Below are 25,392 nucleotides of genomic sequence, written 5' to 3'. Positions count from 1 at the left end.
GGTCAGTCCGCGGATCCGCTCGCCAGGCGTGCCAGCCTCCGCCGCAGCGGTGCGAACCGCGCGATGCTCGTGTCGAGTCCTCCCGGACGCGCGGCGAGCAGCCACGTCCGCCGCTGATCGGCCAGCAGGCTGTCGAAGCGGTCCAGGAGGCCTCGTGCCGTCTCCCTCGACATCTCCGCGGTGCCGTCGACGACGGCGACGAGGCCGGACTCGAACACCTCGACGCCGAACAGCGCCCAGCGGACCGCCTGACGGATCTCGGCGATGACCGCGGCTCCGTCCGCGGCGGCGGGACGGGCGTCGTCCAGCCGGGACAGGGCGGAGCTGAGGACATCACGGGCCGAGGCCAGACTCCCGGCCGAGGGGACGTGGTGCGGCTCCATCGCTCCGGCCTGCTGGATGACGCGGAACAGCGGGCTGGCGTTGCCGATCGCGGCGTCCAGGCCGTCGGCCACGCGTCCGACGTCGGTCAGGACCCCGCCCAGGACGCCGGCCTCGTCGTCGAAGACGTGGCGGTCGAGGACCTCGGCGAGGCGATGCTCGACGTCGCGGTTGGCTTCCAGGGCCCAGCTCACGCCGCCGCCGAAGACGATCGGCGCATAGCTGATGGCCGGCGGATCGACATGTCCGCCGTCTCCCCAGCAGGTGAGCAGGAACCCCTCCGACTCGTGGGCGATTCCGGTCTCCGCCGCATCGACCATGTTGCCGATCGCGTTGTCGAGCCGTCCGACGAAGGAGAGCCAGGTCCCGGTCCCGGGGGCGACCCAGAACGACACGCCGGCATCGATCAGCGCGCGAGCCCGGGAGGAGAAGCTCCGCAGCTGCTCGGCGTCGACGCCGTGGGCTCGGTTGAACTCCTGCTCGGCCGGGCTCATGCGTTCCAGGACGGTGGCGATGTGGTCCGGCGAGTCATAGAGCCAGACGACCGGCACAGTGCCCTCGGGGATGCGGTCCATGAGCTCTGGGTGACTGCCGAGGATGTCGGACCAGAACTCGACGGTGTATCCGCGATCCGTCCACGGACGCGCCACCTTCTCCACGTAGTCGAGGAACACCGGGCCCAGACCGCGTGCCGCGACCTGCTGCCGGCTGGCGCCGGTCCCGAGCTCCCAGGTCTCGTCGGCGCCGATGTTCAGCCGGCGCGAGCGGACGTGGGGCGTGAGCTCGTCGAGCAGGCCCGTCACGAATCGGGCGTTGTCGTCCGTGGGGGCCAGCGTCGACGGCGGACGGACCGTGCCGGCGAAGGTCTGCGACTCGGGATGTTCGGCGCGGTGCCGGTGCTCGTCGTGGGACAGCCACCGTTCCCAGTGGCCGAATGTGTTCTGGTTGGGCACCAGTTCGATCCCGCGCGCGACGCAGAGGTCGTCCAGCCAGCGCAGGTCCTCGGGCGTCATCGGCGACGCGTCCTGCCACACCTCCGCATGGTCGCGGTAGGCGAAGGTGTTCTCCATGTAGAGCTCGAGCTGGTTGAACCGCGCCAGCTCCAGGACGTCGACCAGCCGTCGCAGTCCGGCCCGCGTGGGGACCCGATCCCGACTGATGTCCAGCTGGAAGCCGCGTCGGGCGAAGTCCGGCCAGTCGACGATCCGTACGGCACGGTCCGGCGTCGGAGACGTCGCCCGCAGCTGCGCGAGCGTCTGCAGGGCATACCGCAGCCCGGCGGCGTCGGCGTGGGCGATGCGCACCGTCTCGCCGTACTCCAGCCGATAGCCCTGAGGCGGCAGCTGATCGTCCTGAGAGGTGAGCACGTCGACGTCGGCGTGGGGCGGGCGGCCCGGGATCTCTTCGATCCGGCGGGGAGCAGGGTGCAGGGGGAGGTTCATGGGGCGTCCTTCGTCGTCAGGTCGAGATCGGTCTGTCGGAAGATCGTCGGGAGTTCGTCGGGGCGCGTCGGCGGCGCGCGGGAGGTCAGCCTTTGACGGCTCCGGAGACCATCCCGCGCGCCATGCGCCGCTGGACGATGCTGAAGAGGATGAGCACCGGGACGGCGATGAGCGTCGACCCGGCCATGACCCCCGCCCAGTCGGTGCCGCTGATGCCCTCCTGGAAGCCCTGGAGCCAGACGGGGAGGGTGACCCGCCCGCCGGAGGAGAGGATCACCAGGGCCAGCGTGAACTCGTTCCACGAGACGAGGAACGCGAAGACGCCGGTGGAGACCAGTCCCGGGCCCAGCAACGGGAGCGTGACGCGGGCGAACGCCCCGAATCGGGTGCAGCCGTCGGTCATCGCCGACTCCTCGAGGTCGGCGGGGACTCCGTCGACGAACCCCTTGAGCATCCACACGATGAACGGCATCACTGTGCCGACGTAGAGCAGGGACAGCCCGAGCACGGTGTTCACCAGCCCCCAGTCCGAGAGCATCCGGAACTGGGAGATGAACAGCGCCTCGGCCGGGATCATCTGGATGACCAGGACCGCGACCACCGCCGAGGCCCGGCCTCGGAAGCGGAACCGGCTCAGCGCGACGGCGGCGAGCGTCGCCGACACCAGGGCGACGGCGACGGCGAGCAGGCTGACCCGCAGGCTCATGCTCAGCGCGGTCCAGAAGCTCTGGTCGGCCAGCACGCCGAGGTATGCCTCCGGGGTGAACTCGAGGGGCACCGGAGCCGGTCCCTCCACGCGCACCGTGCTCGTCGGCTGGAGCGAGGTGTTGATCATCCAATAGATGGGGAACACCCAGACCAGGGCGACGGCGACGGCCACCGCGTTCAGCGTCGTCCGACCCCGGGCGGTCCGGGGGCGCATGATGGAGTTCGCGGCACTCATGACAGATCTCCCTGCTTGCCGAGTCTGCGGATGTATCGCCAGGTGAGCGCCACGAGGAGGAGCAGCATCACCATGGCCAGCGCGGAGGCCACGCCATAGTTCCCGCCTCCGATGCCGGTGTGGTAGATGTACGTGCCGAGCAGATTGGTCTCCTCGGTGCTTCCGGCGCCCTGCTGCAGCGAGTAGATCTGGGCGAACACACGCAGGTCCCAGATCACCTGGAGGATGCCCAGGAGCACCAGCACCGGACGGATGTTCGGAAGCAGGACGCTCCAGACCGTCCGTCCCAGCGAGGCGCCGTCGAGCTGGGCGGCCTCGACCATGGATTCGTCCACCTGTGCCAGCGCCGCGAAGACGGAGAGGGCGACCAGCGGCGTGCTGGCCCAGATCACCACTGTGGCGCCGATCAGCATGAAGGTGGCCGCTCCGCCGTCCAGCCAGTCGAAGCCCTCGAACTCGGTGAGTCCGAAGCCGACGAGGACGTCGTTGACCACGCCGTTGCGATGGTCGGTCATCAGTTTCCAGATCGCGACGGCGGCGATGACCGGGGTCGCCCAGGCGAACACGAGGGCGATCTGGACAGCTGTGCGTGCCGCCGGCGCCACTCGCTGCATCAGCACGGCGAGGGCGACGCCGATGACCATGGTCGTGCCGGCGGCCCCCGCGGTGAAGACCAGCGTCCTGAGCGTGACGACCCAGAAGTACGGGTCGGAGAGGATAGCGGTGTAGTTGTCCAGCCCGACCCATTCCGGGGGCTGTCCGAACTGCTGGGCGAAGCCGAACTCCTGGAACGACATCACCAGCTGGCGGATCATCGGGTAGCCGAGGGCCAGGACGACGAGCGCCGTCGGCACGAGCAGCAGCAGGTACGGAGTGAGGACCTGTCCGCGGGACCGGAGGGACGGCCGCGGCGGCTCGGGCGTCGGTCGGTCGGTCGCCGCCTCGTCGAGCGGTCGGCGGGAAGTCGGTGCGTGGATCGTCATGGGGCCTCCAGGCCGGCTCCGCACCCGGCCGGGCGCGGATGCGACAGGGTCAGTCGTTGAGGACGTCCTCGATCTCGGAGTCGATCTCCTCGGCCACCTGTTCGACGTCGTCGCCCTCGGCGATGCGCGTCCAGATCTCGACCGGCAGCTGGGCGCTGTCCACCACGCCCCAGGACGGGGTGTTCGGGGTCAGCTTGGAGTTCTCCACTGCGACCTGGAACGGCTCGGCGCTGGGTCCTTCGAGGGCGTCGGCGTAGTCCAGGTTTCCGGGCACCCAGCCGCCCTCCGAGGCCAGCAGCGACTGGAACTCCTCGCTGTAGATGAGCGTCAGGACCTCCTGGGAGAGCTCCTGGTTCTGCGAGGCCGCGGAGATGCCGATGTTCGACCCTCCGGCGAAGGTCACGCCCGGCTCTCCCTCGGTGAGTCCCGGCAGCGCGATGACTCCGACCTGGTCCTGGTCCCACATCTCCTGGTCGATCTCGTCCTCCATGTAGGGCAGGCCGGAGAGGAAGCCGACGCGGCCGGCGCTGAACAGCTCGCCGGCGGCCTGGACCGTCTCGCTGGAATCCTGGACGTACTCGGATCCCTGCTCCATCAGGCGTTGAGCCTCTCGGAGCCCGTCGAGGGACTCGGGGCTGGAGAGTCGTCCCTCCCAGGTGCCGTCCTCGTCCTGCACGGCGTAGTCGCCGCCGTGCGTGAACAGCCAGCCTTCGAGCGTCTTCGGGTCGGCCGCGGCCAGGTAGATGCCGGTGAAACCCTCGGTGTCCTCGGGGTTGGCCTCGTTGAGTTCGATCGCCGCGTCGCCGAGCTCCTCGAGCGTCTGCGGAACGTCGATCCCGGCGTCTTCCAGGAGGTCTCTGCGGTAGTAGATGACCCGCGAACCGGCGTACAGCGGAGGAGTGTAGGCGGTGCCGTCCCAGGAGCCGGCGTCGAGGCTGGATTCGATGAGCGAGTCCCCGCCGAGCTCGTCGAGCATGTCGTCGACGGGTGCGAAGGCGCCCACGGAGGTGAAGGTCGAGGCCTGGGTGTTGCCGACCTCGACGAGGTCGGGCGTCTGCTCGGCATCGGGCAGCGAGGTCTGGAGCAGCTCGACGATGCCGGCCCAGGGCTGGTGCTGGATGGTCAGCGTGGAGCCCTCGTGCCGGGATTCGAACTCCTCGACGAGCCAGTCCTGCGCCTCCTCGGGCACGGAGCGCTCCATCAACCACATCGTGAGATCCGCGGAGGCGGACTCCTCGCCGTCGGTGCCGCCCTCGGAGCTGGAGCCGCAGGCCGTGAGGGTGAGGGCGAGGGCTGCGGCGGTGGTCGTCGCGATCGAGCGTCGCATGAGTGGATTCCTCTCGTGGTGCTGTGACAGAGATGCGTGGTGTGGGTCACACCTCCCTGCGGAAAAGTATGGCGTCTTAACTAACAAAATGGAAGGGGGCTCCGAGCTCCGTCGCGGTCGGCGGGTTCGCGGCGGACGCCGCGGGCGGCACCCCTCCGAGGGGGCCTCGCTGCGAACCGGCTCCGATCCGCTCTAGGCGAGGAGCCGCTTTGTAAGCCATACTTACAAACATGGAGAGTCTCGCCACCCCTCGACGAGCCGGATCGTCGCAGCGCGTCCTGCCGCGGCATGCTCGGGCCCACAATCTGACCCTGCTGCTGCGCACGCTCTTCCACGGCGGTGCGATGAGTCGTGCCGATCTCGCACGGGAGACCGGGCTGACGCGAGTGACCACGTCGGATCTGGTCGCCCATCTCCTCGAGCGAGAGCTGGTGGTGGAGAAGGGGGTGCGGGCACCTTCCGGACCGGGCAAGCCGGCCGTGCTCGTCGACCTCGATCGGCATGGGATCCAGGTCGTCGCCCTGGACCTCGCGGGGGCCGAGGAGAATGTCGGCGCGCTGATGGACCTCACCGGTGCCGTGCTCGATCGGCGCATCCGGACGCGCGCCACGGTCGGGTCCGGCGACGACGCGGTGGACGAAGTGGTGGACCTGGCCAGGTCCCTCGTGGACGTCGCCGACGGGCGCGTCCTCGGCGTCGGAGTCGGTTCGCCGGGCATCATCTCGGAGGACGGTCAGGTGCTGGAGGCGCCGAACTTCGGATGGGAGGCGGTTCCGCTGCGGGATCGTCTGGAGGACGCGCTGGGCGTGCCCACCGTGGTCGGCAACGACGCCAACGCCGCGGCACTCGCCGAGCACACCTTCGGGCAGGCCGAGCCGGACATGTTCCTCGTCCGCGTCGGGCGCGGCGTCGGCGGGGCGCTGCTGGTGCGCGGTGAGCTCGTCGTCGGCAGCGCCCAGGCGGCCGGCGAGATCGGCCACGTCCAGGTGGGAGAGGGCGATGGGCCCGAGTGCGCCTGCGGGAAGACCGGCTGTCTGGAAGCCTGGCTGTCCGTCCCGCAGCTGACGCGGATGCTCGAGGAGGCCGATGCCTCGCATCCGGGAGGCGACAGAGCGCATGAGCAGGTCCTCCGGGAGGCGGGCGGCCGGCTGGCTCTCGTGCTGGCTCCCATCGTCGGTGCGCTGAACCTCTCCGACGTGGTCATCGCGGCCCCGCATGAGCTCTTCGGCGGCACGCTGCTCGACGCCGCGCTGGAGAAGCTCCGGAGCCACACGCTGAGTCGCTTCCACACCCATGTGCGACTGCGCGTGCCCCTGCAGAGCGACGACCTCGTCCTCCAGGGCGGGCTGGTCATGGTGCTGTCCGCCGAACTGGGGGTCTCATGACGCGGCGACTCGATGGTGCGACGGTCGTCGGACGACCCGTCCGCGTGGGGCTCGACGTCGGCGGGACCAAGACTGAGGCGCTGGCGCTCGATGCGGCAGGACGGGTCGTCGCGCGGCACCGGTGCGTCACCGTCCCCGGGCCGTCAGGTGTCGTCGACACGGTGGGCCGGGCCGTCGCCGCTCTCTGCGGACCCTCCGGCGAGGTGTCGGCGGAATCGGTCGGCGTCGGCATCCCGGGCCAGATCGAGGTGCCGAGCGGCCGGGTGCGTCACGCGGTGAACCTCGGCCTGCGGGACCTGGACCTCGCGCGCATCCTGGAGCGCGAACTGGGCGTGCCGGTCCGGGTGGAGAACGATGTGAAGGCCGCCGCGATCGGCGCGTGCCGGATCCGCGGGCGGGAGAGGGAGAGCCTGGTCTACCTCAATCTGGGCACCGGCGTCGCCGCCGGGGTGGTGGTGGACGGGGTCCTGCAGCGCGGAGTCGGCGGAGTGGCCGGCGAGATCGGCCACATATCGGTCGACCCGCGGGGGGAGACCTGCCCGTGCGGCCAGCGCGGATGCCTCGAGACCGTCGCCGGCGGCGGGGCCGTGGCGCGGCGGTGGGGCGGCGGGGATCTGCCGGTGCTGGAGATGTTCGACGCCGCCGACCGCGGAGAGGGGCGGGCGATGCGACTGCGCCGCGAGTTCGCCGCCGGCGTCGCGGCGGCGGTGCGTCTGATCGTGCTCACGCTCGACGTGCCGACCGTGCTTCTCGGAGGAGGTCTGGTCCATCTCGGCGATCGGCTCCGGGACGTCGTGGTGGACGAGCTGAGGAGGGCGGGAGAGGCATCGGACTTCCTGCACTCGCTGCGGATCGACGAGCGCCTCGAGATGCTGCCGCCCAGTTCCGGCGCTCCTGCGGTCGGCGCCGCGCATCTGGGCGTCGGCATGCGTCGCGCAGACGTGGGGTGAGCCCCGCGCACGACGACGCCCGCCCCGGGATCGCGGGGATCCCGGGGCGGGCGTCGTGGTCCGGGCGACGGTTCGGCGTCGCCGGGGAAGGAGGGAGCGGCGCTCAGTCCTCGACGATCAGCGGGTACACGCCGTTCTCGTCGTGGACCTCCTTGCCGGTCACCGGCGGGTTGAAGACGCAGACCAGGCGGAGCTCCTCGTCGGCCTCCACGCGGTGCTTCTCATGGCCGTCCAGCAGGTAGAGGAAGCCGTCGGTGATCTCGTGGACCTCGTCGGTCTCCAGGTTGGTCAGCCGGCCGGCGCCGCCGACGCAGTAGACCGCCTCGATGTGGTTCGCGTACCAGAACTCATGCGTGGAGCCGGCGTAGATGGTGGTCTCGTGCAGCGAGAAGCCGACCTTCTCGCGGCCGAGGACCATTCGGCGGGAGCGCCAGTCCTCGTTGCGGATGTCGCGCTCGCCGTCGTTGAGGTCGTCGATGTGCAGCGTGTACATGCTCGTCTCCTGTCTGCGGGGAGGGGTGGGGAGGGTGGAGGTCGTCGGGGCGACACGGCCGGGCGACGCCGTCCGGTCGACGGCGCGGGGCAGGTGCCGCGCACGGCCCGTGTCCCCCGGACTCACGCATCATCGCACGGCGAGTGCCGCGCCGGGAGGCGGAGCGCGGGGGACACGAGAGGCTCGGGCGGGAGCCGGATCAGCGCGGGGCGCGCAGGCGGCTCGGCTCGCTCATCTGGCCGGTGGCCGCCAGCACGGCGTCCTCGATGACCTTGATGCCCTTCTGCAGGTCCTCGTCGTCGATGGTCAGCGGCGGCATGACCTTGATGACCTCGTCCTCGGGACCGGAGGTCTCCAGCAGCAGGTTCCGCTTATAGGACTCGGCGGCGACCTTGCCGGCGGTGTCGGCGTCGGGGAAGCAGATGCCGGTCAGGAAGCCGCGGCCGCGCAGCGTCGCGCCCTTCACGTGCTGGGCGATGTCCTCCAGGCCCTCCCGGAGAGTCTCGATCTTCGCGGCCAGCTGCTTCTGGAAGGAGTCGTCCGACCAGAACAGCTCCAGCGCCCGGGCGCCGGTGACGAAGCCGAGGTTGTTGCCGCGGAAGGTGCCGTTGTGCTCGCCGCCCTCCCAGACGTCCAGCTCCGGCTTGAACAGGGTGATCGCCATCGGCAGGCCGTAGCCGGAGATCGACTTGGACATGCAGATGATGTCCGGGGAGATGCCGGCCTCCTCGAAGGAGAAGAAGGTGCCGGTGCGGCCGCAGCCGGCCTGGACGTCGTCGATGATCAGCAGGATCTTGTGGCGCTTCAGCAGCGCGGAGAGCTCCTTCAGCCACTCCATGCGCGCGGCGTTCAGGCCGCCCTCGCCCTGGACGGTCTCGACGATGACCGCGGCCGGCTTGTCGACGCCGGAGCCGGAGTCCTGCAGGACCTTCTCCAGCCAGATGAAGTCCGGGATGTCGCCGTCGAAGTAGTCGTCGTACGGGATCTTGGAGCTGTTGGTCAGCGGAATGCCGGCGCCGCGGCGCTTCATCGAGTTGCCGGTGACCGACAGCGACCCCAGCGTCATGCCGTGGAAGGCGTTGGTGAACGACAGGATGTGCTGGCGGCCGGTGACCTTGCGGGCCAGCTTCAGCGCCGCCTCGACGCTGTTGGTCCCCGTCGGGCCCGGGAACATGATCTTGTAGTCCATGCTCCGCGGCTCCAGGATGACCCGCTCGAAGGTCTCCAGGAAGCGGCGCTTGGACGGGGTCTTCATGTCCAGCGAGTGGGTGACCCCGTCGTTGGCCACGTAGTCGACCAGCAGGTCGCGCAGCTCCGGATGGTTGTGGCCGTAGTTCAGCGCGCCGGCTCCGGAGAAGAAGTCCAGGTATCGCGAGCCGTCCTCGGTGTACTGGTAGGAGCCGGAGGCCTTCTCGAAGACGGCCGGCCAGTTCATGCAGTAGCTGCGGACCTGGGATTCGAAGGTTTCGAAGATGTCGGTGGCCATGGGTGTGGTCTCCTCCGTGATGCGGCGTCGCGCGCCGCGGTCTGGGATGGGGGTTCGGTGCGGTCGACGGCGGCTGGTCGGCGCCTGCGGCGGGTGCCGCTGCGCTGCTGCCGCGGATCCGGGCGGTTCCCGGTCGCGGCGGCCGACGTCGTGCGTCTGGGGCCCGCTCAGCTCGAGCGCAGCGGCTCGACGGTGTAGAGGTCCTCGGCGGCGTGGTGCTCGCCGGTCTCCTGCTGAGTGGGGAACAGGTCTTCGGTGAACAGGTCGGACCGGGTGATCTCGGTGTCGTGGTCGCGGGCGAGCCCGGTGAACAGCGCGATGGAGGCGGCGTTGTCCGCGGTGATGGTGGTCTCCAGGCGGCACGCGCCGGAGCGGGCGACGACGTCGGCGAGCATCCGGGAGGCCAGGCGGCGGCCGCGGAACTCGGAGTCGACGGCCACCTGCCAGATGAACAGCGTCTGCGGGTCGGAGGGGCGCAGGTAGCCGGAGATGAAGCCTGCGGGGCGGCCGTCGACCAGGGCGATCACCGAGGTGGCGGCGAAGTCGCGGGTCCACAGCAGGTAGGCGTACGGGGTGTTCACATCGAGGACGCCGGTGCCCTCGGCGATCCGCCACAGGGCGGCGCCGTCGGAGAGCACGGGGGCACGGAGCTCGATCTCTTCCCCGGAATGGGCAGGGTTGTCTGCGGAGTCAGGCATCGCGCCCCACGATACTGACCGTGGAGGACGAATCAACCGTGGACGCCGTCTCTGCGGCGTCCGCACGGGGTGATCGCGGTCCCGCGTCGCCTTCCGCGGTGAATATTCATCCCGTGCGATCCCCGTCATCATGACGATGCGAGGAGGCTGGGAGAAATGCGCGAAGAAATGCGCAGACTGTTATCGTCTTGTGATGCATAGGCGGTCAACAGTCCTTCTTATGCTGTGATCTGCGCCATCCTTCCAGTGCGTGGATCGCGCTCGTCGCGGATCAGCCCGTGCCCGACCGTGTTCGGTTCGGCTCAGACCTCCAGGCCCATGGCCCAGCCGCCCAGCAGCATCGTCATGCCGGTGATCAGCACGACGCCGATGAGGTTGAGCCAGACGCCGGCCTTCACCATCTGCGGCATGGTCACATAGCCGGAGCCGTAGACGATGGCGTTCGGGGGCGTGCCGACCGGCAGCATGAAGCTGCAGGTGGCCGCCATCGCCGCCGGGACCATCAGCAGCATCGGGTCGACGCCGATCGCGACGGCGAAGCCGGCGAAGACCGGCAGGAAGGTCGTCGACGTCGCGGTGTTGCTGGTCAGCTCGGTCAGCAGCAGGGTCAGCAGGCAGACCGCGGCGACGAGCAGCACCGTCGGCAGCACGCCGAGTCCCTCCATGCGCTGGCCGATCCAGTCGGAGACGCCGGTCTCGCTCATCGCCGCGGCGAGGCAGAGGCCGCCGCCGAAGAGCAGCAGCACGCCCCACGGGACTCCGCGCTGGGCGGTCTTCCAGTCCATGGCCTGCACGCCGTCCTTGGCCGAGACCGGGATCAGGAAGAGCGCGACCGCCGCGGCCATCGCGACGCTGGTGTCGTTGAGGCCCGCGACGAAGGGCAGGGCCGCGACCAGCCAGTCGATGCTCTGCAGCTGCCCCAGGAAGATCCACAGCAGGGCGGTGGAGACGAAGACCGCCAGCACGCTCCATTCGCCGCGGGACATCCGCCCGAGCGTGCGGAGCTCCTCGCGGACGACGTCCCGGCCGCCCATGGCGTCCTTCATGGTGGTGGGGAAGATGACCCGGCTGAGCATCAGCCAGGCGACGACCAGGAACACCAGCGACAGCGGGACGCCCAGCTTCATCCAGTCGGCGAAGCTGACGGTGGTGTCGAACTGATCCTCCAGCACGCCGACCATGACGAGGTTGGGCGGGCTGCCGATCAGCGTGCCCAGCCCGCCGATCGTGGCGGCGAAGGCGATGCCGAGCATGACGCTGATGGCGAAGTTTCGGGTGTCGCGATCGCCGGAGAGCGCGGTGACCGGGTCGTCCTCGTCGGTGGGCCGCCGGTCGGCGGGCAGGTGGGAGAGCTTCTCGCCGGCGACCATGGTCAGCACGGAGACGCCGATGGGCAGCATCATCATCGTCGTCGCGGTGTTGGAGACCCACATGGAGAGGAACCAGGTGGCGATCATGATGCCCAGCAGCAGCTGCCGGGGCTTCGAACCGATGGCGCTCATCGTCAGCAGCGCGATGCGCTTATGCAGGTTCCACTTCTCCATGGCCAGGGCGATGATGAAGCCGCCCAGGAAGAGGAAGACGATCTTGTCGCCGTATTGGCTGGTCGCCTGGTCGATGTCGAAGATGCCCAGCGCCGGGAAGAGCAGCAGCGGCATCAGCGAGGTCACCGCCAGCGGCAGGGCCTCGGTCATCCACCAGACGGCGATGAGCACGGCGACGCCCAGTGTCATCGCCGCATCCGTGCTCAGTGCGGGGTCCTGGCTGCTCGCCAGGTAGACGAGCACGCCGAGCGCCGGGCCGAGGAGCCGCCCGGTCCAGAGTCGGGCGTGCGGCACGTGCTCCTCCGAGGCTCCTGGGCGCGGGCCGGCGGTCTCTCGAGTCCCCTCGGCATCGGGGGGTGCGGGGTGGGAGGTCATCACCGGGCTCCTTCGACTGGTGGTGCGTCGGACCGCGTGCGGCATGCCCGAGGGGCACGCCTGGCATGCACTGTGTGCATGATCACACGAGTGTGCACGCTAGCAGCGGAACCGGCGTGCTGCGCCTCACGACACCAGGGGTGTCCAGCATGAGAGACGCCCATGATCGCCCCGTCGTGAGCGGAGGGTGGGAGAGTCCGCATCCGCACCTCGGCGGCTCCCGCGTCGCGACGGTCGGTCGGGCCGGCCGAGGCCGCGACGCCGTCGATCGGCCCCGCCGTGCGGCCCGGTAGAGTCGTGCCGACCGCGATCCGCACCGGCAGCACCACGGGGGACCCATGCCCGCCAGCACTTCGACCGAGACCACTGCGCCCGCGCGCCGCCGAGGCATCCCGGGGCTCGGCTGGCGGCTGCACGGCGACGGCGTCGCCGTCGCGCCGGGGGCCGTGGTCGCACCCGACGAGCGGCTGAGCTGGCCGCGGACGCTGGGCATCGGACTCCAGCACGTGGTCGCGATGTTCGGGGCGACCTTCCTGGTGCCGCTGATCACCGGTTTCCCGCCCTCGACCACGCTGCTCTTCTCCGGGCTGGGCACCATCCTGTTCCTGATCGTCACCGCCGGCCGGGTGCCCTCCTACCTGGGCTCCTCCTTCGCCTTCCTGGCGCCGGTCGGCGCCTCGATGGGCCAGTACGGCATGGCCGGGGCGCTGGGCGGGATCGTGATGGCCGGGGCGGGGCTGTTCCTCGTCGGGCTGATCGCCCACCTGGCCGGCACCCGATGGATCCAGGTGCTCATGCCGCCGGTGGTCACCGGCGCGATCGTCGCGCTCATCGGGCTGAACCTCGCCCCGGCCGCCTGGGACAACGTCGACGCCGCCCCGGTCACCGCTTTCGCGACGATCGCGGCGATGCTGCTGGCCGGAGTGGTCTTCCGCGGGCTGCTGGGCCGGCTGTCGGTGCTGGTCGGCGTCGTCGTCGGCTACGCGGTCGCGGTGCTGCGCGGCGAAGTGGACTTCTCCGGCGTCGCCGAGGCCTCCTGGGTCGGCCTGCCGGAGTTCACCGCCCCGAGCTTCCACCTCGGCGTCGTCGGGCTCTTCGTGCCGGTGGTGCTGGTGCTGGTCGCCGAGAACGTCGGACATGTGAAATCGGTGGCGCTGATGACCGGGCGGAACCTGGATCCGGTCACCGGTCGGGCGCTGATGGCCGACGGCGCGGCGACGATGCTCGCCGGCTCCGGCGGCGGCTCGGGCACCACCACCTACGCCGAGAACATCGGCGTGATGGCCTCCTCGAAGGTCTACTCCACCGCGGCCTATCTGGTCGCCGGGCTCTTCGCCGTCGCGCTGGGCCTGCTGCCGAAGATCGGCGCGCTGATCGCGACCGTGCCGGTGGGCGTGCTCGGCGGCGCCGGGACCGTGCTCTACGGCATGATCGGGGTGCTCGGCGTGCGGATCTGGGTGCAGAACCGCGTGGACTTCTCGCACCCGATCAACCTGGCCGTGGCCGGGGTGCCGCTGATCATCGCCGTCGCGAACTTCACCATGACTCTCGGCGAGGTGGTCTTCGAGGGCATCGCGCTCGGCAGCGTCGCCGCGCTGGCCATCCATCACGGGCTCGGCGCCGTCGCCCGGCTGCGCGGCACCGGCCCCGGGGGCGGGCAGCCGAGGACGACGACGCGCTCGCCAGTCCGGTGGGCCGGGACGATCTGGAGGAGCAGGAGACTCCAGAGGGCCCGGAGAGTCCCGGGCGCTGAGCCTCAGCCGGCGTGCAGCCGGGCGGCGGCTCGGTCGACGACCTCGCCGCGCAGCTCGGTCATCGCCGCGATCTGGGCGTGGGCGAGCTCGTCGTCGGCGTCGGACCGGGACGGGGCGCCGGCGTCGAAGGGCGGATCCGGGTCGTATTCCAGCTGCAGCTGGATGCGCTTGGCCGCGTCCTCGCCGTGCAGGTCGGCGGCCAGCCGCAGGGCGAAGTCGATGCCGGCCGAGATGCCCGCCGCCGTGATCGCCGGACCGTCGCGGACCACCCGCTCCGCGGTGGGCGTGACGCCCAGACGCTCCAGCAGATGCAGCGAGCCCCAGTGGCTGGTCGCCCGCCGGCCCTCGAGCAGACCGGCCGCGGCGAGCAGGAAGGAGCCGGTGCAGACGCTGGCCAGATGCTCGGCGGTGGCCGCCTGCCGCCGCAGGAACGCCAGCACCGTGGCGTCCTCGAGCAGCTCGAAGGCCCCGCGTCCGCCGGGGACGAAGAGCACGTCGGCCTGCGGGGCGTCGTCGAAGGTCGTGGTCGGCAGGATGGAGAAGCCGCCGTCGGTGGGCACCGGCTCGACGCGGTGCCAGGCCACATGCAGCTCGGTGTGCGGCATCCGGGAGAAGATCTGCGCCGGACCGGTGAAGTCCAGCTGGGTGACGTGCGGGAAGAGCACGGCGACGATCCTCAGCGGGCGCTCGGACGGTGCGCCGGCGCCGGCGTCGTCCATCGGATGCGAGTTGTGCGGGGTCTGCGGCGACGGGCTCATCGGATGACCTCCTGCGATCCTGTCGACGATGATGGGATGAGCATGGCACAGCACGGTCGGCGGGGGAACAGGCCGGCGCGTCGCCGGACGGTTCGGGGAAGGAGAGGCATGGGCGCACGCGGGGATGGACGCGGGGACGGACGCGGGGAGCGAGTGCGGGCAGCCGGACTCGAGGACCACGCGGCGATCGCGCGCATCGAACGAGCCGCAGGCGAGATGTTCCGCGGCACGGCGATGGATCCGATCGCCGACGACGAGCCGCCCGCTCCCCGGGACCTGGAGCGGTTCGTCGCCCGCGGAGGAGCGTGGCTCGTCGAGGTCGCCGGCACCGCCCGGGCCTACCTGCTCGTCGAGGAGCTGGACGACGCCGCACATGTGGAGCAGGTCTCGGTGGACCCGGAGGTCGCCGGCCGTCGGATCGGGGCGCGGCTGCTCGACGTCGCCGCCGACTGGGCCCTGGCCCGTGGGCTGGCGCGGCTGACCTTGACGACCTTCGTCGAGATCCCCTGGAACGCGCCGCATTATCGTCGCCTGGGATTCGTCGATCTGCCTCCGCATCGGCACGGCCCGCAGCTGGGCGTTCGACTCCGGGAGGAGGCGGCCCACGGGCTGGACCGCTGGCCGCGGACGACGATGATGCGCCCGGTGGGGACGCTCAGCGCCTCCAGAACGGATCGCGGCCGATGAACCCGGCCAGCCGCTCCTGCACCGGGGCGTCGGCGGGGACCGGCACGCGCGGGCCGAACTGGCCGGAGGCGCGCAGCGCGTCGTCCATCCGGTCCAACCCCGCCAGCAGTTCGGCGGAATAGTCCTCGTCCAGCTGGACGTCCTGGCCGGCGGCCCGCCCCAGGTCCCAGGTGTGCATGAAGACGTCGGGGGTGTAATACCGGTCGACGGCGACCTCCAGCGGCATCGTGCCCAGCTCGGGGTGCGAGAACGAACGCCGCGACTCGGGGCCCTCGAGCAGCTCCTGGACCTGGTTCCGCAGATGCTCCCAGGCCCCGACGGGGTCGACGGAGTCGTCCGGGCCCGGCGGGAGCTCCAGCCCATCGGGTCGCAGGAACTCCGGGAACCAGCGGGTCAGATGGCCCACGACGTCGCGGGCGCGCCAGCCGGGCACCGGTGCGGGCGCGTCCCAGTCCTCGACGCCGGCGACGTGCTCGGAGAACGTCGCGGCCACGGACCGGTGCCGGGCGGCAGGCTGGTCAGGGAGGCTCATATCAGGAGGATCCCACGCGCAGTCGACCCCGGACCAGAGTTGACGTCCCGCGCTGACCTGGGGTGGAGAGTCTGTCCTCCGGCCGAGTGCAGGCGGAGTTCGGATCGGGCGCGAGGGGGTGACCTCCGTCGGGAACTGTCGGTACCGTGCCCAGTGCCCGACTCCAGACCGAAGGGAGAATGTGATGGGACTCGGCGACACGTTCGGAGAGTACAAGGAGAAGGCCGGCGAGGCGGCTCAGGAGGCCAAGGAGCAGGGCCGGGAGACCGTCGAGGACGTCAAGGAGGCCGACAGCGTCGGTGAGGGCGTCGACCAGGTCAAGAACGATGCCCAGGAGTTCGGCGAAGGGCTCAAGGACAAGTTCTGAGGCGTCGCGGCGAACACGCCTCGGCGTCGCCCGCGACCGACCGATGACTCCGTGGAAACTGTGGGTATGGGCCGTCTTTCCCGCCGTTTCCGCGGAGTCATCTGCATCGGGCGGCGCCGGCCAGCGACCACCCGGACCGAGAGGACACCATGATCGCCTTCCCCCTCGAGCCCGCCGCGCCGTTGGACGCCGACGCCGGCGGCGTCAGCATCGGCATCGTCGGCGCGGGACAGTTCTCCGGCTCCTTCGCCGCCCTCTGGGACCTGCACCCCGGCGTCGGCGGACTGCGCGTCACCGATCTGCGTCCCGAGCGCGCCCGCGAGCTCGCCGATCGCCTCGAGGGCGCGACCGTCGACGACACCTTCGAGGAGATGCTCGCCTCCGACGTCGACGCGGTGGCCATCTTCACCCAGCGCTGGACCCACGCTCCGCTGGTGCTGCAGGCTCTGGAAGCTGGCAAGCATGTCTATTCGGCGGTGCCCATGGCCGTGGAGATCACCGAGATCGAACAGATCCTCGCAGCGGTCGAGCGCACCGGTCTGACCTACATGATGGGCGAGACCAGCTACTACAACCCCGCCACCGTCCACGTCCGCGAGCAGCACCGTCGCGGGGCGCTGGGACGCGTCTTCTACAGCGAGGGTGACTACGTCCACGACATGGATCTGGGCTTCTACGCCGCCTACCAGCACAGCGGCGGCGAGAACTGGAAGGCCACCGCCAGCTACCCGCCGATGCTCTACCCGACCCACGCCGTCGGCGGCGTGCTGGGGGCGATCCCCGCGCGGGCGGTCAGCGTGAGCTGCCTGGGCGTGCCGGACGATCGCGACGACGGCGTCTTCGACCGCGAGGTCAGCATGTTCGACAACGACGTCTCCAACGCCACGGCGCTCTTCGAGCTCTCCGACGGCGGCGTGCTGCGCACCAACGAGATGCGCCGGGTCGGCTATCCCTCCCCGATCCGCGAGTCCCGGTTCCGCTTCTTCGGCACGCGGGCCAGCTTCGAGCAGCTCGCCCACCAGACGGTGTGGAACGACAAGGAGGAGTCCCGCGACATCTCCGAGCAGTTCGTGCCCGGTCGCGGCGACGTCGACGACGCCGACCTCGCCGGCGTCGACCCGGCGCTGCACGCCGCCTTCACCTCCGGCACCGCCGCGGTGCACGACCGGACGCGGCTGCCGGCGGCCTACGACGGCGCGCCCAACGGGCACGAGGGCGCCCACCACTTCCTCGCCGACGACTTCGTCCGGGCCGTGGTCACCGGAGAGCGTCCGCCGGTCGACGCGTGGCGCGCGGCGGCCTTCACCGCCCCGGGGATCGTCGCCCACGACTCGATGCGCGACGGGGGCCGGCGGATCGAGGTCCCCGACTTCGGCGACGGCCCGGCCCGATGATGACTCTGTGGAAAGTGTGGGAATATGTGCGCTTTCCCGCACTTTCCACGGAGTCATCGCCGGTGGCGGGGCAAGGGATCAGTCCTGCTGCAGCGTGGCCCCCAGTGCGAGCAGCTGCTCCTCGCTCCCGCGGCGACCGATCAGCTGCACCGACCAGCTCATCCCCTCGGCGTCGGCGTGGACGGGCACGTTGATGGCCGGCAGCCCCATCACGTTCACCACGGAGGACCAGGGCGTGAAGCGGCACTGCTGCACATAGTCCTCGGCCGGGTCGAGGCCGGCGAACCAGCCGACCTCCGGCGGGCGCAGGCCCAGCATCGGCGTCATCAGCACGTCCCAGGGCCCCAGCATCGCCTCGGCGTCGTCGGCGAGCCGCTGCATCGCGGTCACGGAGCGCCGCGTCTGCTCGGCCGTCCGGTCGGCGGCCAGCTCGAGGAAATGCCGGGTCAGCGGGCGCAGGCGCTCGCGGGCGTCGTCCTCCAGCTCAAGGCCGGCCAGCCGCGAGGTCCACAGCGTGCGGAAGTCCTCGTGGTAGCCGGAGGGCCAGAAGCGGTCGCCGCCGGTGCAGTGCTCGGTCCCCTGCACCGCATGACCACGGCCGGCCAGCCCGGCGACGCCGGCCTCCAGCGCACGGATCGCCTCCTCGTCGGGGAGGATGTCCAGCTCCGGGCTGAACGGGGACTCGGTCACCACGCCGACCTGCAGCGGTGCGAGGCCCTCGGCCAGCGCCCGACGCACCGCGCGCATCGCCGGCCCCTCGGCCAGGGCGACGTCGGCGCCGTCGTCGTCCGTCCCGCGGCGACGCCCTCGCCCCGCTCGCCGACGTCTGCGCCCGCCGTCAGATCCACCGTCCGGCCCGCCGACGCCCGGGACGGTGAACCGTGCGCCGGCCATCACGTCGAAGAGCAGCGCGGCGTCCTCGGCGGTGCGGGCGATCGGCCCGGAGACCGCCAAATTCGTCACCCGGTCCTCGCGCGGATCGTCGGGCATCCGGCCGCGGCCGGGCTTCAGCCCCACCAGTCCGCAGGCCGCCGCGGGGATGCGCACCGAGCCGCCGCCGTCGTTGCCCGGCGCCAGCGGCAGGATCCCGGCGGCCACCGCTGCGGCCCCGCCGCCGGTGGAGCCGCCCGAGGTCCGCGCCGGGTCCAGCGGGTTCCGCGAGGGCGCGCCCAGGTCGTTCTCCGAGTAGCAGGGCAGGCCGAACTCCGGGACCTGGGTCTTGCCGATGCTCACCGTCCCGGCCCGGTGCACCCGGCGGGCGAGGTCGGCGTCGCGGGGCGGGACGGCGGCGTCCAGCGCGGCGGTGCCCAGTGTGGTGGGCATGCCGGCGACGTCGACCAGGTCCTTGAACGCCGTGGGCAGGCCCAGCAGCGGGTCCCGGGCCGAGAGGTCGGAGAGCCGCGACGCCCGCGAGGCGTCCGGCACGCCGTCGAGGACGGCCTCGCGCACCTGATCCAGCTCGGCGGCGCGGGCCAGGGCCAGGTCGGCGTCGACATGGAGGAAGGCCCCCAGCGAGGCGCTCACCGCCTGGGCGGTCAGCGCCGAGGTGGTCAGCTCGACGGCGCTGACGTCGCCGGTCAGGAAGGCCTCCCGCCACTCCGCGGCGGTGGCGGCGCGGAAGTCCGTCAGCTCGGTGTCGGTGGTGGAGGCCGACGTCGCGTCGGTCGGATGCTCAGCGGTGCCGTGGCGGCCGGTGGTGCTCATGGCCCTCACCCTATGCACCCGGGCCCGGACTGGGGAGGCCCCCGCCGCCGTCGCGCCGCGCCGTCCCGCGCCGTCCCGTGCGTCGCCGGGCCCGACGGCCCGGGGCCCGGCGCGATAGTCTCGGAACCGTCGACCGGGCGTGCGCAGCAGTGCATGGATCACTGGGCGTGCGCCCGAGGACCCGCCACGACCCGCCACCATCCGAGGAGGCCGAGATGTCGGACTTCGAGACCGTCCGCGCCGCCGACGTCCCCGACGGCGCCGCCCTGCTGGACGTCCGCGAGGACTACGAGTTCGCCGCCGGCCACGCGCCGGGCGCGCTGCACGTCCCGGTCGGCCAGATCCCCGAGCGGTTCGCCGAGGAGCTCGACCCCGACGAGGACACCTATGTCGTCTGCCGCACCGGCGGCCGCGCGGTGAAGATCGCCGAGTGGCTGACCGCGCAGGGGTACACGGCGATCTTCGTCGGCGACGGCATGGGCGGCTGGCTCGAGGCCGGGCGGCCGCTGGAGTCCGACACCGGCGAGGAGCCGACGGTCCTGTGAGCGAGACGAGCCGCTACAGCTTCCTGGGGCCGGCCGGGACCTTCACCGAGGCCGCGCTGCTGCAGATCCTCGACGGCGACGAGACCGCCGAACGGGTGCCGACGACCTCGGTGCCCTCCGCGCTGGCGCTGGTCGACGACGGCGCGGTCGATGCGGCCATGGTGCCGATCGAGAACTCGGTGGAGGGCGGGGTGACCGCCACGCTCGACGCCGTCTCGGTCGCCCACCAGCTGCACATCGTCGCCGAGGCGCTGGTGCCGATCACCTTCGTCGTCGCCTCCCGCGAGCCGATGCCGCTGAGCCGGATCTCCACGATCACCACCCATTCGCACGCCTGGGCCCAGGTGCGTCGCTGGGCCGACGCCACCGTGCCGGAGGCCGAGTTCATCCCGGCGGCCTCCACCGCGGCCGGCGCCCGGGGGCTGCTGGCCGAGGAGCCGGCGGCCGACGCGGCGATCTGCTCGCCGCTGGTCGCCGAGCAGCTGGGGCTGCACGTGGCCGCCGCCGGCGTCGAGGACGTCGCCGGGGCGGTCACCCGGTTCGTGCTGGTCCGCCGGCCCGGGCCGGTGCCCGAGCCCACCGGCGCGGACAAGACCACCATCATGATCCCGCTGCCCGAGGACCGCGCCGGCGCCCTGCTGGAGCTGCTCGAGCACTTCGCCACCCGCGGGGTGAACCTCTGCCGCATCGAGTCGCGGCCCACCGGCAACGGGCTGGGGGAGTACTTCTTCTCCATCGATCTGGAGGGTCACATCCGCGAGGAGCGGGTGGCCGACGCGCTGGCCGGCGTGCACCGCATCTCGCCGAAGATCCGTTTCCTGGGGTCCTATCCGCGCGCCGACGGCAAGCCGCAGCAGGTCACCGCCGACGTCGGCGACGCGGCCTTCTCCGCCGCGCGCACCTGGGTCGAGACGCTGCGCCGGGGCTGATCCGCCGTCGGCGCGGGGGCGATCGGGGAGTTCAGGTGCGTTCTGCCGACTCCTCCGTCGTCGCGCCGCCCGTCGCGTCGTCTGAGTCGGCCGCCTCGTCCGGCGTGCTGCGGACGGCGTGACCGCCGTCGCGTCGCGGCGGGACCGCGGTGATCTGCGAGGTCATCCCGCGGTCGGGCTCCCAGTCGTCGGCCGGGTCCGCCGTCGTCGGGCTCCAGCCGGTCCAGCCGGAGGTGGCCACGCCGTTGACCCGCAGCGAGGCCGGCCGGATGCTCGCCTCGACGCCGACGACCTCGCCGACCGGGTCGCCGTCGATCTGGAAGGGCATCGGCTCGGTCATGCTCAGTCGGCCGGTGTGGGACTGACGGACGGTCATCACCGGGATGTCCGCCGAGGAGCGCGTGACGGTCTTGGCGACGATCTTCGCCCAGTCCAGCGCATGCCGCGGAGAGAACAGGGCAGTGTCGAAGACGCCGTCGTCGAACTGCGCGCTGGGCACCAGGACCATGCCCGCCTGCAGCATCCCGCAATTGGCCAGCAGCACCGAACGCACCTTGTGCGTGTGCGGCGGCTGGTCGTCCAGGGCCACGGTGAGCGTGCGACGGCGCCCGGTGACGTGGCGCATGCCGGCCTCGCCATAGGCCAGCCATCCGGCGCGGGCCTTCAGCGCGTCGCGGGTGTCGCTCATGACTTCGGCATCCAGACCGCCGCCGGCGATGACCAGCGAGCTGTGCCGCGCCTGCGTGCCGTCGGGGTGTTCGAGCATCAGCTCCAGCGTGTCCACACGGTGCGGCCGACCGTGCAGCGCCTGGTCCACGCAGGCCTCGAGGTCGTGGTGGGGCAGGCCGATGTTGCGGGCGAAGAGGTTGCCGGTGCCCATCGGCACCACGCCCAGCGCGGCCTCGGTGCCGGTCAGATGGGCGGCCACCGCGCGGACGGTGCCGTCCCCGCCGGCGGCGATGACCACGCGGGCGCCGGCGTCGAGGGCCTCGCGGGCCATCGCTCCGCCGGGGTCCTCGGGCCTGGTCGGCAGCACCAGCGGTTCGCCGAGCCCCGACCGCGAGCAGGCCGAGTGCACCAGGCGGGCGACGGCGTCGGACTCGGGCTTGGAGGCGTTGATCACCAGGGCGACCGTCGGCCGGCCGTCGACCTCGTGGGAGGTCTCGGCGGCCCGATCGCGGGCGCGGCGGAGCTCGAGGATCTCCTCGTGCAGCCGGCGAGTCGTGATCTGCGCGCGGAGGAGCACGATCACGGCGATGACGTGGACGGCGGCGGAGGCGACGAGCAGCCAGAGGAGCAGATCGGAATCCATCAGCGCCGAGTCTACTGTGAAAGCTTGCGAGCACCCGGGTGCCGGCGCCCGGCGGGCCGCCGGCGGCCGGCGTCGTGCCCGCGCGGCCCTGCGCGGTACTGCGCGGTGCTGCGCGGACACGACGCCGGGAGCGTGCGGGACGCATTGCCGATAGTCTGGTGGGGTGATCGACACCAAGGACCTCATCGAGCATCCCGAGAAGTACCGGGCCAGTCAGCGGGCGCGACAGGAGGACGAGTCGCTCGTCGACCTCGTCATCTCCGCCCAGCAGACCCGCAACGAGGCGATCGCCCGGTTCGAGTCGCTGCGCGCCGAGCAGAAGGCCTTCGGCAAGCAGGTCGCGCAGGCCTCCGGCGAGGAGAAGGACCGGCTGCTGGCCGAGGTCAAGGACCTCTCCCAGCGGGTCAAGACCGCCGAGGCGGCGTCGAACGAGGCCGAGGAGACCTTCCGGTCGCTGCAGCGGCGCGTCCCGAACCCGATCCACGAGGGCGTGCCCGCCGGCGGCGAGGACGACTTCGACGTGCTGCGCACCGAGGGGAGCCCGCGCGACTTCGCCGCCGAGGGCTTCACCCCGAAGGATCACCTGGAGCTGGCCGAGTCGCTGGGCGCAGTGGACATGGAGCGCGGCGCGAAGACCTCCGGCGCGCGGTTCTACTTCCTGCAGGGCGTCGGCGCGCGGCTGGAGCTGGCGATGATGCAGATGGGGATGGATCAGGCGCTCGCCGCCGGGTTCACCCCGATGATCACCCCGACGCTGGTGCGCCCGGAGACGATGCAGGGCACCGGCTTCGACGTCGAGCACGACGACGAGATCTACCGGCTCGAGCGTGACGACCTCTATCTGACCGGCACCTCCGAGGTCGCCATCGCCGGCTACCACGCCGACGAGATCCTCGACCTCTCCTCGGGTCCCAGCCGGATCGCCGGCTGGTCGACCTGCTACCGCCGCGAGGCCGGATCCCACGGCAAGGACACCCGCGGCATCCTGCGCGTGCATCAGTTCAACAAGCTGGAGATGTTCGTCTACTGCTCCGCGGAGGACTCGGCGGCCGAGCACGAGCGGCTGCTGGCCTGGGAGGAGCAGATGCTGGCGAAGATGGAGCTGCCCTACCGGGTGGTCGACATCGCCGCCGGCGACCTGGGCATGAGTGCCGCCCGCAAGTTCGACTGCGAGGGCTGGGTCCCGAGCCAGGAGACCTATCGCGAGCTGACCTCGACCTCGGACTGCACCACCTTCCAGGCCCGACGGCTGAACATCCGCGAGCGGCGCACCGCCGACGACGGCGCCAAGGCCGGCACGCGCCCGGTCGCCACGCTCAACGGCACGCTGGCCACCACCCGCTGGCTGGTCGCGATCCTGGAGAACCACCAGCAGGCCGACGGCTCGGTCCGCGTGCCCGAGGCGCTGCGCCCGTACCTGGGCGGCCAGGAGGTCTTCGAGCCGATCCGCTGAAGCCTCCGGCCGCCGATCTTCGGCCCCGCCGACGACGCCCGCCCCGGATTCCGGCGCGGGGCGTCGTCGTGTCGGTGCGCAGGGGCCGTGAACATATGTGCCTTGACGTTCGTGCTGGACGGGGTCAGCATGGTGACGGAGACCATGTCGACCAAGGAGACGGAACGATGAGCACTCAGCAGCTGCGCCTGATCGTCGGCGGCGACGACGCCGGCTTCTCGTACAAGGAAGCCCTGAAGAAGGACTTCGAGGCGGACGACCGGGTGGCCTCCGTCGTCGACGTCGGCGTCGCGGCGGGCGACTCGACCGCCTACCCGAACGTCGCCGTCGCCGCGGCGGAGAAGGTCGCCGCCGGCGAGGCCGACCGGGCCCTGCTGATCTGCGGCACCGGCCTGGGCGTGGCGATCTCGGCCAACAAGGTCGAGGGCATCCGCGCGGTCACCGCCCACGACCCCTTCTCCGTGGAGCGCTCGGTGAAGTCGAACAACGCCCAGGTGCTGTGCTTCGGCGAGCGGGTGGTCGGCCTGGAGCTGGCCCGCATGCTCGCATCCCAGTGGCTGGACCATGCCTTCGACCCGGAGAGCGCCTCGGCGGCCAAGGTCGCCGCCATCGAGAACTACGAGCAGACCGGCAGCTGCTGAGCTCGGCTGCCGAGCATTCCCCGAGTCGCCGCGCTGGTCACCGATCGCCGAGGAGTTCGTCGGCGATGGGTGGACGGCGCGGCGATCGTCGTTCCGACTCCGACTCCGGCCCCGTCCGCGACTACGGCGTGCGGTCGATCGCGCGGGCGGTGACCTCGTCGGTGATCAGCGTGGTGAACCACTGCGACTTCGCCGCGGTGATGATGCTGGGCGCCTTGTGCACGCCGACGGCGGCGGCGATGCGATGCGGCACCGTGCGCAGCGATTCGCCCGGGATGCGCACCATCCGCTCGTGACCGGGGAAGGTGACCTCGTCGCCGTTCTGGTCGAAGAAGGCCAGGCACACGTCGCCCACCGAGCGAGCCAGGTTCGGGTGGTCGCGGGGCACCGAGCGGGCGATCGACTCGCGGGACAGCGCCGGAGCGCCGACGCCCACCAGCGCGACCTTCGCCGTGCGCCAGTCCTCGGCGACCTGCCGGTAGCCCGGGTCGTCCTGCAGCGCGGTCAGCAGCGCCTGCGAGGGCATCGACGGGGCGAAGAGGTAGTGCGGATATCCGCCCGAGGTGGAGGTGAAGGCGCGGACGACCTCGTTGGTCTGATGCCAGGGGTCCGGTTCCGCCTGCCCGCCGACGGTGGGGGCGACGACGACGCCGGAGAAGGAGCCCAGCCGCTGCTGGGCCAGCGCGTAGGTGGTCTCGCCGGAGGCGATGAGCAGCACGTCGCCCGGGCCGAGCTCCGTGCCGGCCAGGGCGTGCCGCGTCAGCGGTCCCAGCCCCATGCCGATGCGCTGGCGCTGGTCGCCGGAGGCGATGAGCACCTCATGCAGCCCCAGCCGCGTGCGCAGCCGCTCCTGCAGGTCGTCGACGCCGAAGGCCGACGGCCGGTGCACGCGGATCTCGACGATCCCGCGCGTCCGGGCCTCGGAGAGCATCCGGCTGATGGAGGGGCGGGAGACCTGCAGCTGCGCGGCGACCTCGGCCTGGGTCGCTCCCTGCTCGTAGTAGAGCTGCGCGGCGCGGTAGAGCCGCTCGGTCTCGGCGGCCTCCGCGGACTCCGGAGCGTCGGCCGCGGGCCCCGAGGGGCTCGCGTCGGCGGTCGCGGCGGGGTCCTCGTGGGGCGAGGGCGCCTGGTCGTTCATCTCAGCCTCCATCGGATCCTCGTCGATCGATTCATCGTATCCTCCGCTCGGATCGGCGGTTCAGAGTGGTGCTGGTCACCCATCCTGCCGTAAGGTGGGCGACAGAACAATTGTCAGAGAACATCTGTACCAGCGCCGACGGCCTGTCGCCCGCCGCTGGTCGGACCCCGG

Annotated in this window: 22 protein-coding genes and 1 pseudogene; 10 read left to right on the top strand and 13 right to left on the bottom strand. The window is 71.4% G+C overall.

Translation table 11 applies throughout. The features are described 5' to 3' along the window. Positions 1-2: 2 nt before the first annotated feature. From GU5_RS0110445 to GU5_RS0110430, 4 genes are all read right to left on the bottom strand, one after another. A complete protein-coding gene (locus tag GU5_RS0110445; protein WP_010525521.1) occupies positions 3-1,823 on the bottom strand; it encodes a family 20 glycosylhydrolase in 1,821 nt (606 codons plus the stop codon). Positions 1,824-1,908: 85 nt separating this feature from the next. Beyond that, on the bottom strand, positions 1,909-2,766 hold the full coding sequence (locus GU5_RS0110440; RefSeq protein ID WP_010525520.1) for a carbohydrate ABC transporter permease: 858 nt from the start codon (positions 2,764-2,766) through the stop codon (positions 1,909-1,911). Beyond that, positions 2,763-3,749 carry a carbohydrate ABC transporter permease gene (locus GU5_RS0110435; RefSeq protein WP_010525519.1) on the bottom strand — a complete coding sequence of 329 codons (987 nt, stop codon included), beginning with the start codon at positions 3,747-3,749 and terminating at the stop codon, positions 2,763-2,765. Before GU5_RS0110435 ends, GU5_RS0110440 begins: the two co-directional genes overlap by 4 nt. 49 nt (positions 3,750-3,798) lie before the next feature. Beyond that, positions 3,799-5,076, bottom strand: coding sequence for an extracellular solute-binding protein (locus GU5_RS0110430; protein WP_010525518.1), 1,278 nt, complete (start codon positions 5,074-5,076; stop codon positions 3,799-3,801). A 230-nt stretch (positions 5,077-5,306) separates the two neighbouring features. On the opposite strand from GU5_RS0110430, the gene GU5_RS0110425 reads away from it, so the two are divergent. Next, positions 5,307-6,461: an ROK family transcriptional regulator gene (locus tag GU5_RS0110425; protein WP_010525517.1), complete on the top strand. Its 1,155-nt coding sequence runs from the start codon at positions 5,307-5,309 to the stop codon at positions 6,459-6,461. A 44-nt stretch (positions 6,462-6,505) separates the two neighbouring features. Continuing rightward, on the top strand, positions 6,506-7,411 hold the full coding sequence (locus tag GU5_RS0110420) for an ROK family protein (RefSeq protein WP_010525516.1): 906 nt from the start codon (positions 6,506-6,508) through the stop codon (positions 7,409-7,411). A gap of 103 nt (positions 7,412-7,514) precedes the next feature. Here GU5_RS0110420 and GU5_RS0110415 read toward each other — a convergent pair whose 3' ends face one another. The 4 genes from GU5_RS0110415 to GU5_RS0110400 form a co-directional block, all read right to left on the bottom strand. After that, the gene (locus GU5_RS0110415) at positions 7,515-7,904 is read right to left on the bottom strand and encodes an ectoine synthase (protein WP_010525515.1); all 390 of its coding nucleotides are present in this window, start codon (positions 7,902-7,904) and stop codon (positions 7,515-7,517) included. A gap of 199 nt (positions 7,905-8,103) precedes the next feature. Then, complete coding sequence (gene ectB / locus GU5_RS0110410; protein WP_010525514.1) at positions 8,104-9,390, bottom strand: diaminobutyrate--2-oxoglutarate transaminase; 1,287 nt, start codon at positions 9,388-9,390, stop codon at positions 8,104-8,106. A gap of 167 nt (positions 9,391-9,557) precedes the next feature. Then, positions 9,558-10,088, bottom strand: a complete 531-nt coding sequence (ectA, locus tag GU5_RS0110405) for a diaminobutyrate acetyltransferase (RefSeq protein ID WP_029514208.1) — start codon at positions 10,086-10,088, stop codon at positions 9,558-9,560. 302 nt (positions 10,089-10,390) lie between these two features. Further along, positions 10,391-12,007, bottom strand: coding sequence for a DASS family sodium-coupled anion symporter (locus tag GU5_RS0110400; RefSeq protein ID WP_029514207.1), 1,617 nt, complete (start codon positions 12,005-12,007; stop codon positions 10,391-10,393). A 338-nt stretch (positions 12,008-12,345) separates the two neighbouring features. Between GU5_RS0110400 and GU5_RS17440 the strand changes: the two are divergent. Beyond that, positions 12,346-13,683, top strand: a pseudogene (locus GU5_RS17440) (uracil-xanthine permease family protein); the annotation flags it as partial. A gap of 80 nt (positions 13,684-13,763) precedes the next feature. Here the strand turns inward: GU5_RS17440 and GU5_RS17435 are convergent. Further along, positions 13,764-14,480 carry a DJ-1/PfpI family protein gene (locus GU5_RS17435; protein ID WP_202797597.1) on the bottom strand — a complete coding sequence of 239 codons (717 nt, stop codon included), beginning with the start codon at positions 14,478-14,480 and terminating at the stop codon, positions 13,764-13,766. Positions 14,481-14,672: 192 nt separating this feature from the next. Here GU5_RS17435 and GU5_RS0110390 point away from each other — a divergent pair, with 192 nt between their 5' ends. Next, positions 14,673-15,206: a GNAT family N-acetyltransferase gene (locus tag GU5_RS0110390; RefSeq protein ID WP_029514206.1), complete on the top strand. Its 534-nt coding sequence runs from the start codon at positions 14,673-14,675 to the stop codon at positions 15,204-15,206. Here the strand turns inward: GU5_RS0110390 and GU5_RS0110385 are convergent. Further along, positions 15,175-15,738, bottom strand: coding sequence for a TIGR03086 family metal-binding protein (locus tag GU5_RS0110385; protein ID WP_010525508.1), 564 nt, complete (start codon positions 15,736-15,738; stop codon positions 15,175-15,177). The two genes, GU5_RS0110390 and GU5_RS0110385, sit on opposite strands and share 32 nt — an antisense overlap. A 184-nt stretch (positions 15,739-15,922) precedes the next feature. On the opposite strand from GU5_RS0110385, the gene GU5_RS0110380 reads away from it, so the two are divergent. Then, complete coding sequence (locus tag GU5_RS0110380; protein WP_010525507.1) at positions 15,923-16,105, top strand: hypothetical protein; 183 nt, start codon at positions 15,923-15,925, stop codon at positions 16,103-16,105. A gap of 149 nt (positions 16,106-16,254) precedes the next feature. Next, a complete protein-coding gene (locus GU5_RS0110375; RefSeq protein ID WP_010525506.1) occupies positions 16,255-17,499 on the top strand; it encodes a Gfo/Idh/MocA family protein in 1,245 nt (414 codons plus the stop codon). A 78-nt stretch (positions 17,500-17,577) separates the two neighbouring features. On the opposite strand, the gene GU5_RS0110370 is transcribed toward GU5_RS0110375, so the two are convergent. Further along, positions 17,578-19,203: an amidase gene (locus GU5_RS0110370; RefSeq protein WP_010525505.1), complete on the bottom strand. Its 1,626-nt coding sequence runs from the start codon at positions 19,201-19,203 to the stop codon at positions 17,578-17,580. 215 nt (positions 19,204-19,418) lie between these two features. Between GU5_RS0110370 and GU5_RS0110365 the strand changes: the two genes are divergently transcribed. Both GU5_RS0110365 and pheA read left to right on the top strand, forming a co-directional pair. Next, positions 19,419-19,748, top strand: a complete 330-nt coding sequence (locus GU5_RS0110365; RefSeq protein WP_010525504.1) for a rhodanese-like domain-containing protein — start codon at positions 19,419-19,421, stop codon at positions 19,746-19,748. Then, positions 19,745-20,677: a prephenate dehydratase gene (gene pheA / locus GU5_RS0110360; RefSeq protein ID WP_010525503.1), complete on the top strand. Its 933-nt coding sequence runs from the start codon at positions 19,745-19,747 to the stop codon at positions 20,675-20,677. Before GU5_RS0110365 ends, pheA begins: the two co-directional genes overlap by 4 nt. A gap of 31 nt (positions 20,678-20,708) precedes the next feature. Here the strand turns inward: pheA and GU5_RS15255 are convergent, their stop codons facing one another. Next, a complete protein-coding gene (locus GU5_RS15255; protein ID WP_010525502.1) occupies positions 20,709-21,989 on the bottom strand; it encodes a diacylglycerol kinase family protein in 1,281 nt (426 codons plus the stop codon). A 163-nt stretch (positions 21,990-22,152) separates the two neighbouring features. Between GU5_RS15255 and serS the strand changes: the two genes are divergently transcribed. Both serS and GU5_RS0110345 read left to right on the top strand, forming a co-directional pair. Further along, complete coding sequence (gene serS / locus GU5_RS0110350) at positions 22,153-23,442, top strand: serine--tRNA ligase (protein ID WP_010525501.1); 1,290 nt, start codon at positions 22,153-22,155, stop codon at positions 23,440-23,442. Positions 23,443-23,609: 167 nt separating this feature from the next. Further along, positions 23,610-24,083 carry a ribose-5-phosphate isomerase gene (locus GU5_RS0110345; protein WP_010525500.1) on the top strand — a complete coding sequence of 158 codons (474 nt, stop codon included), beginning with the start codon at positions 23,610-23,612 and terminating at the stop codon, positions 24,081-24,083. Between the two features lie 121 nt (positions 24,084-24,204). Here the strand turns inward: GU5_RS0110345 and GU5_RS15250 are convergent, their stop codons facing one another. Next, a complete protein-coding gene (locus GU5_RS15250) occupies positions 24,205-25,233 on the bottom strand; it encodes a sugar-binding transcriptional regulator (RefSeq protein WP_010525499.1) in 1,029 nt (342 codons plus the stop codon). Positions 25,234-25,392 lie beyond the last annotated feature (159 nt).

Origin of the sequence: Nesterenkonia sp. F (assembly GCF_000220985.1) — a bacterium.
Taxonomy (GTDB): Bacteria; Actinomycetota; Actinomycetes; order Actinomycetales; family Micrococcaceae; genus Nesterenkonia.
This window is presented reverse-complemented; position numbering and strand designations above follow the sequence as displayed.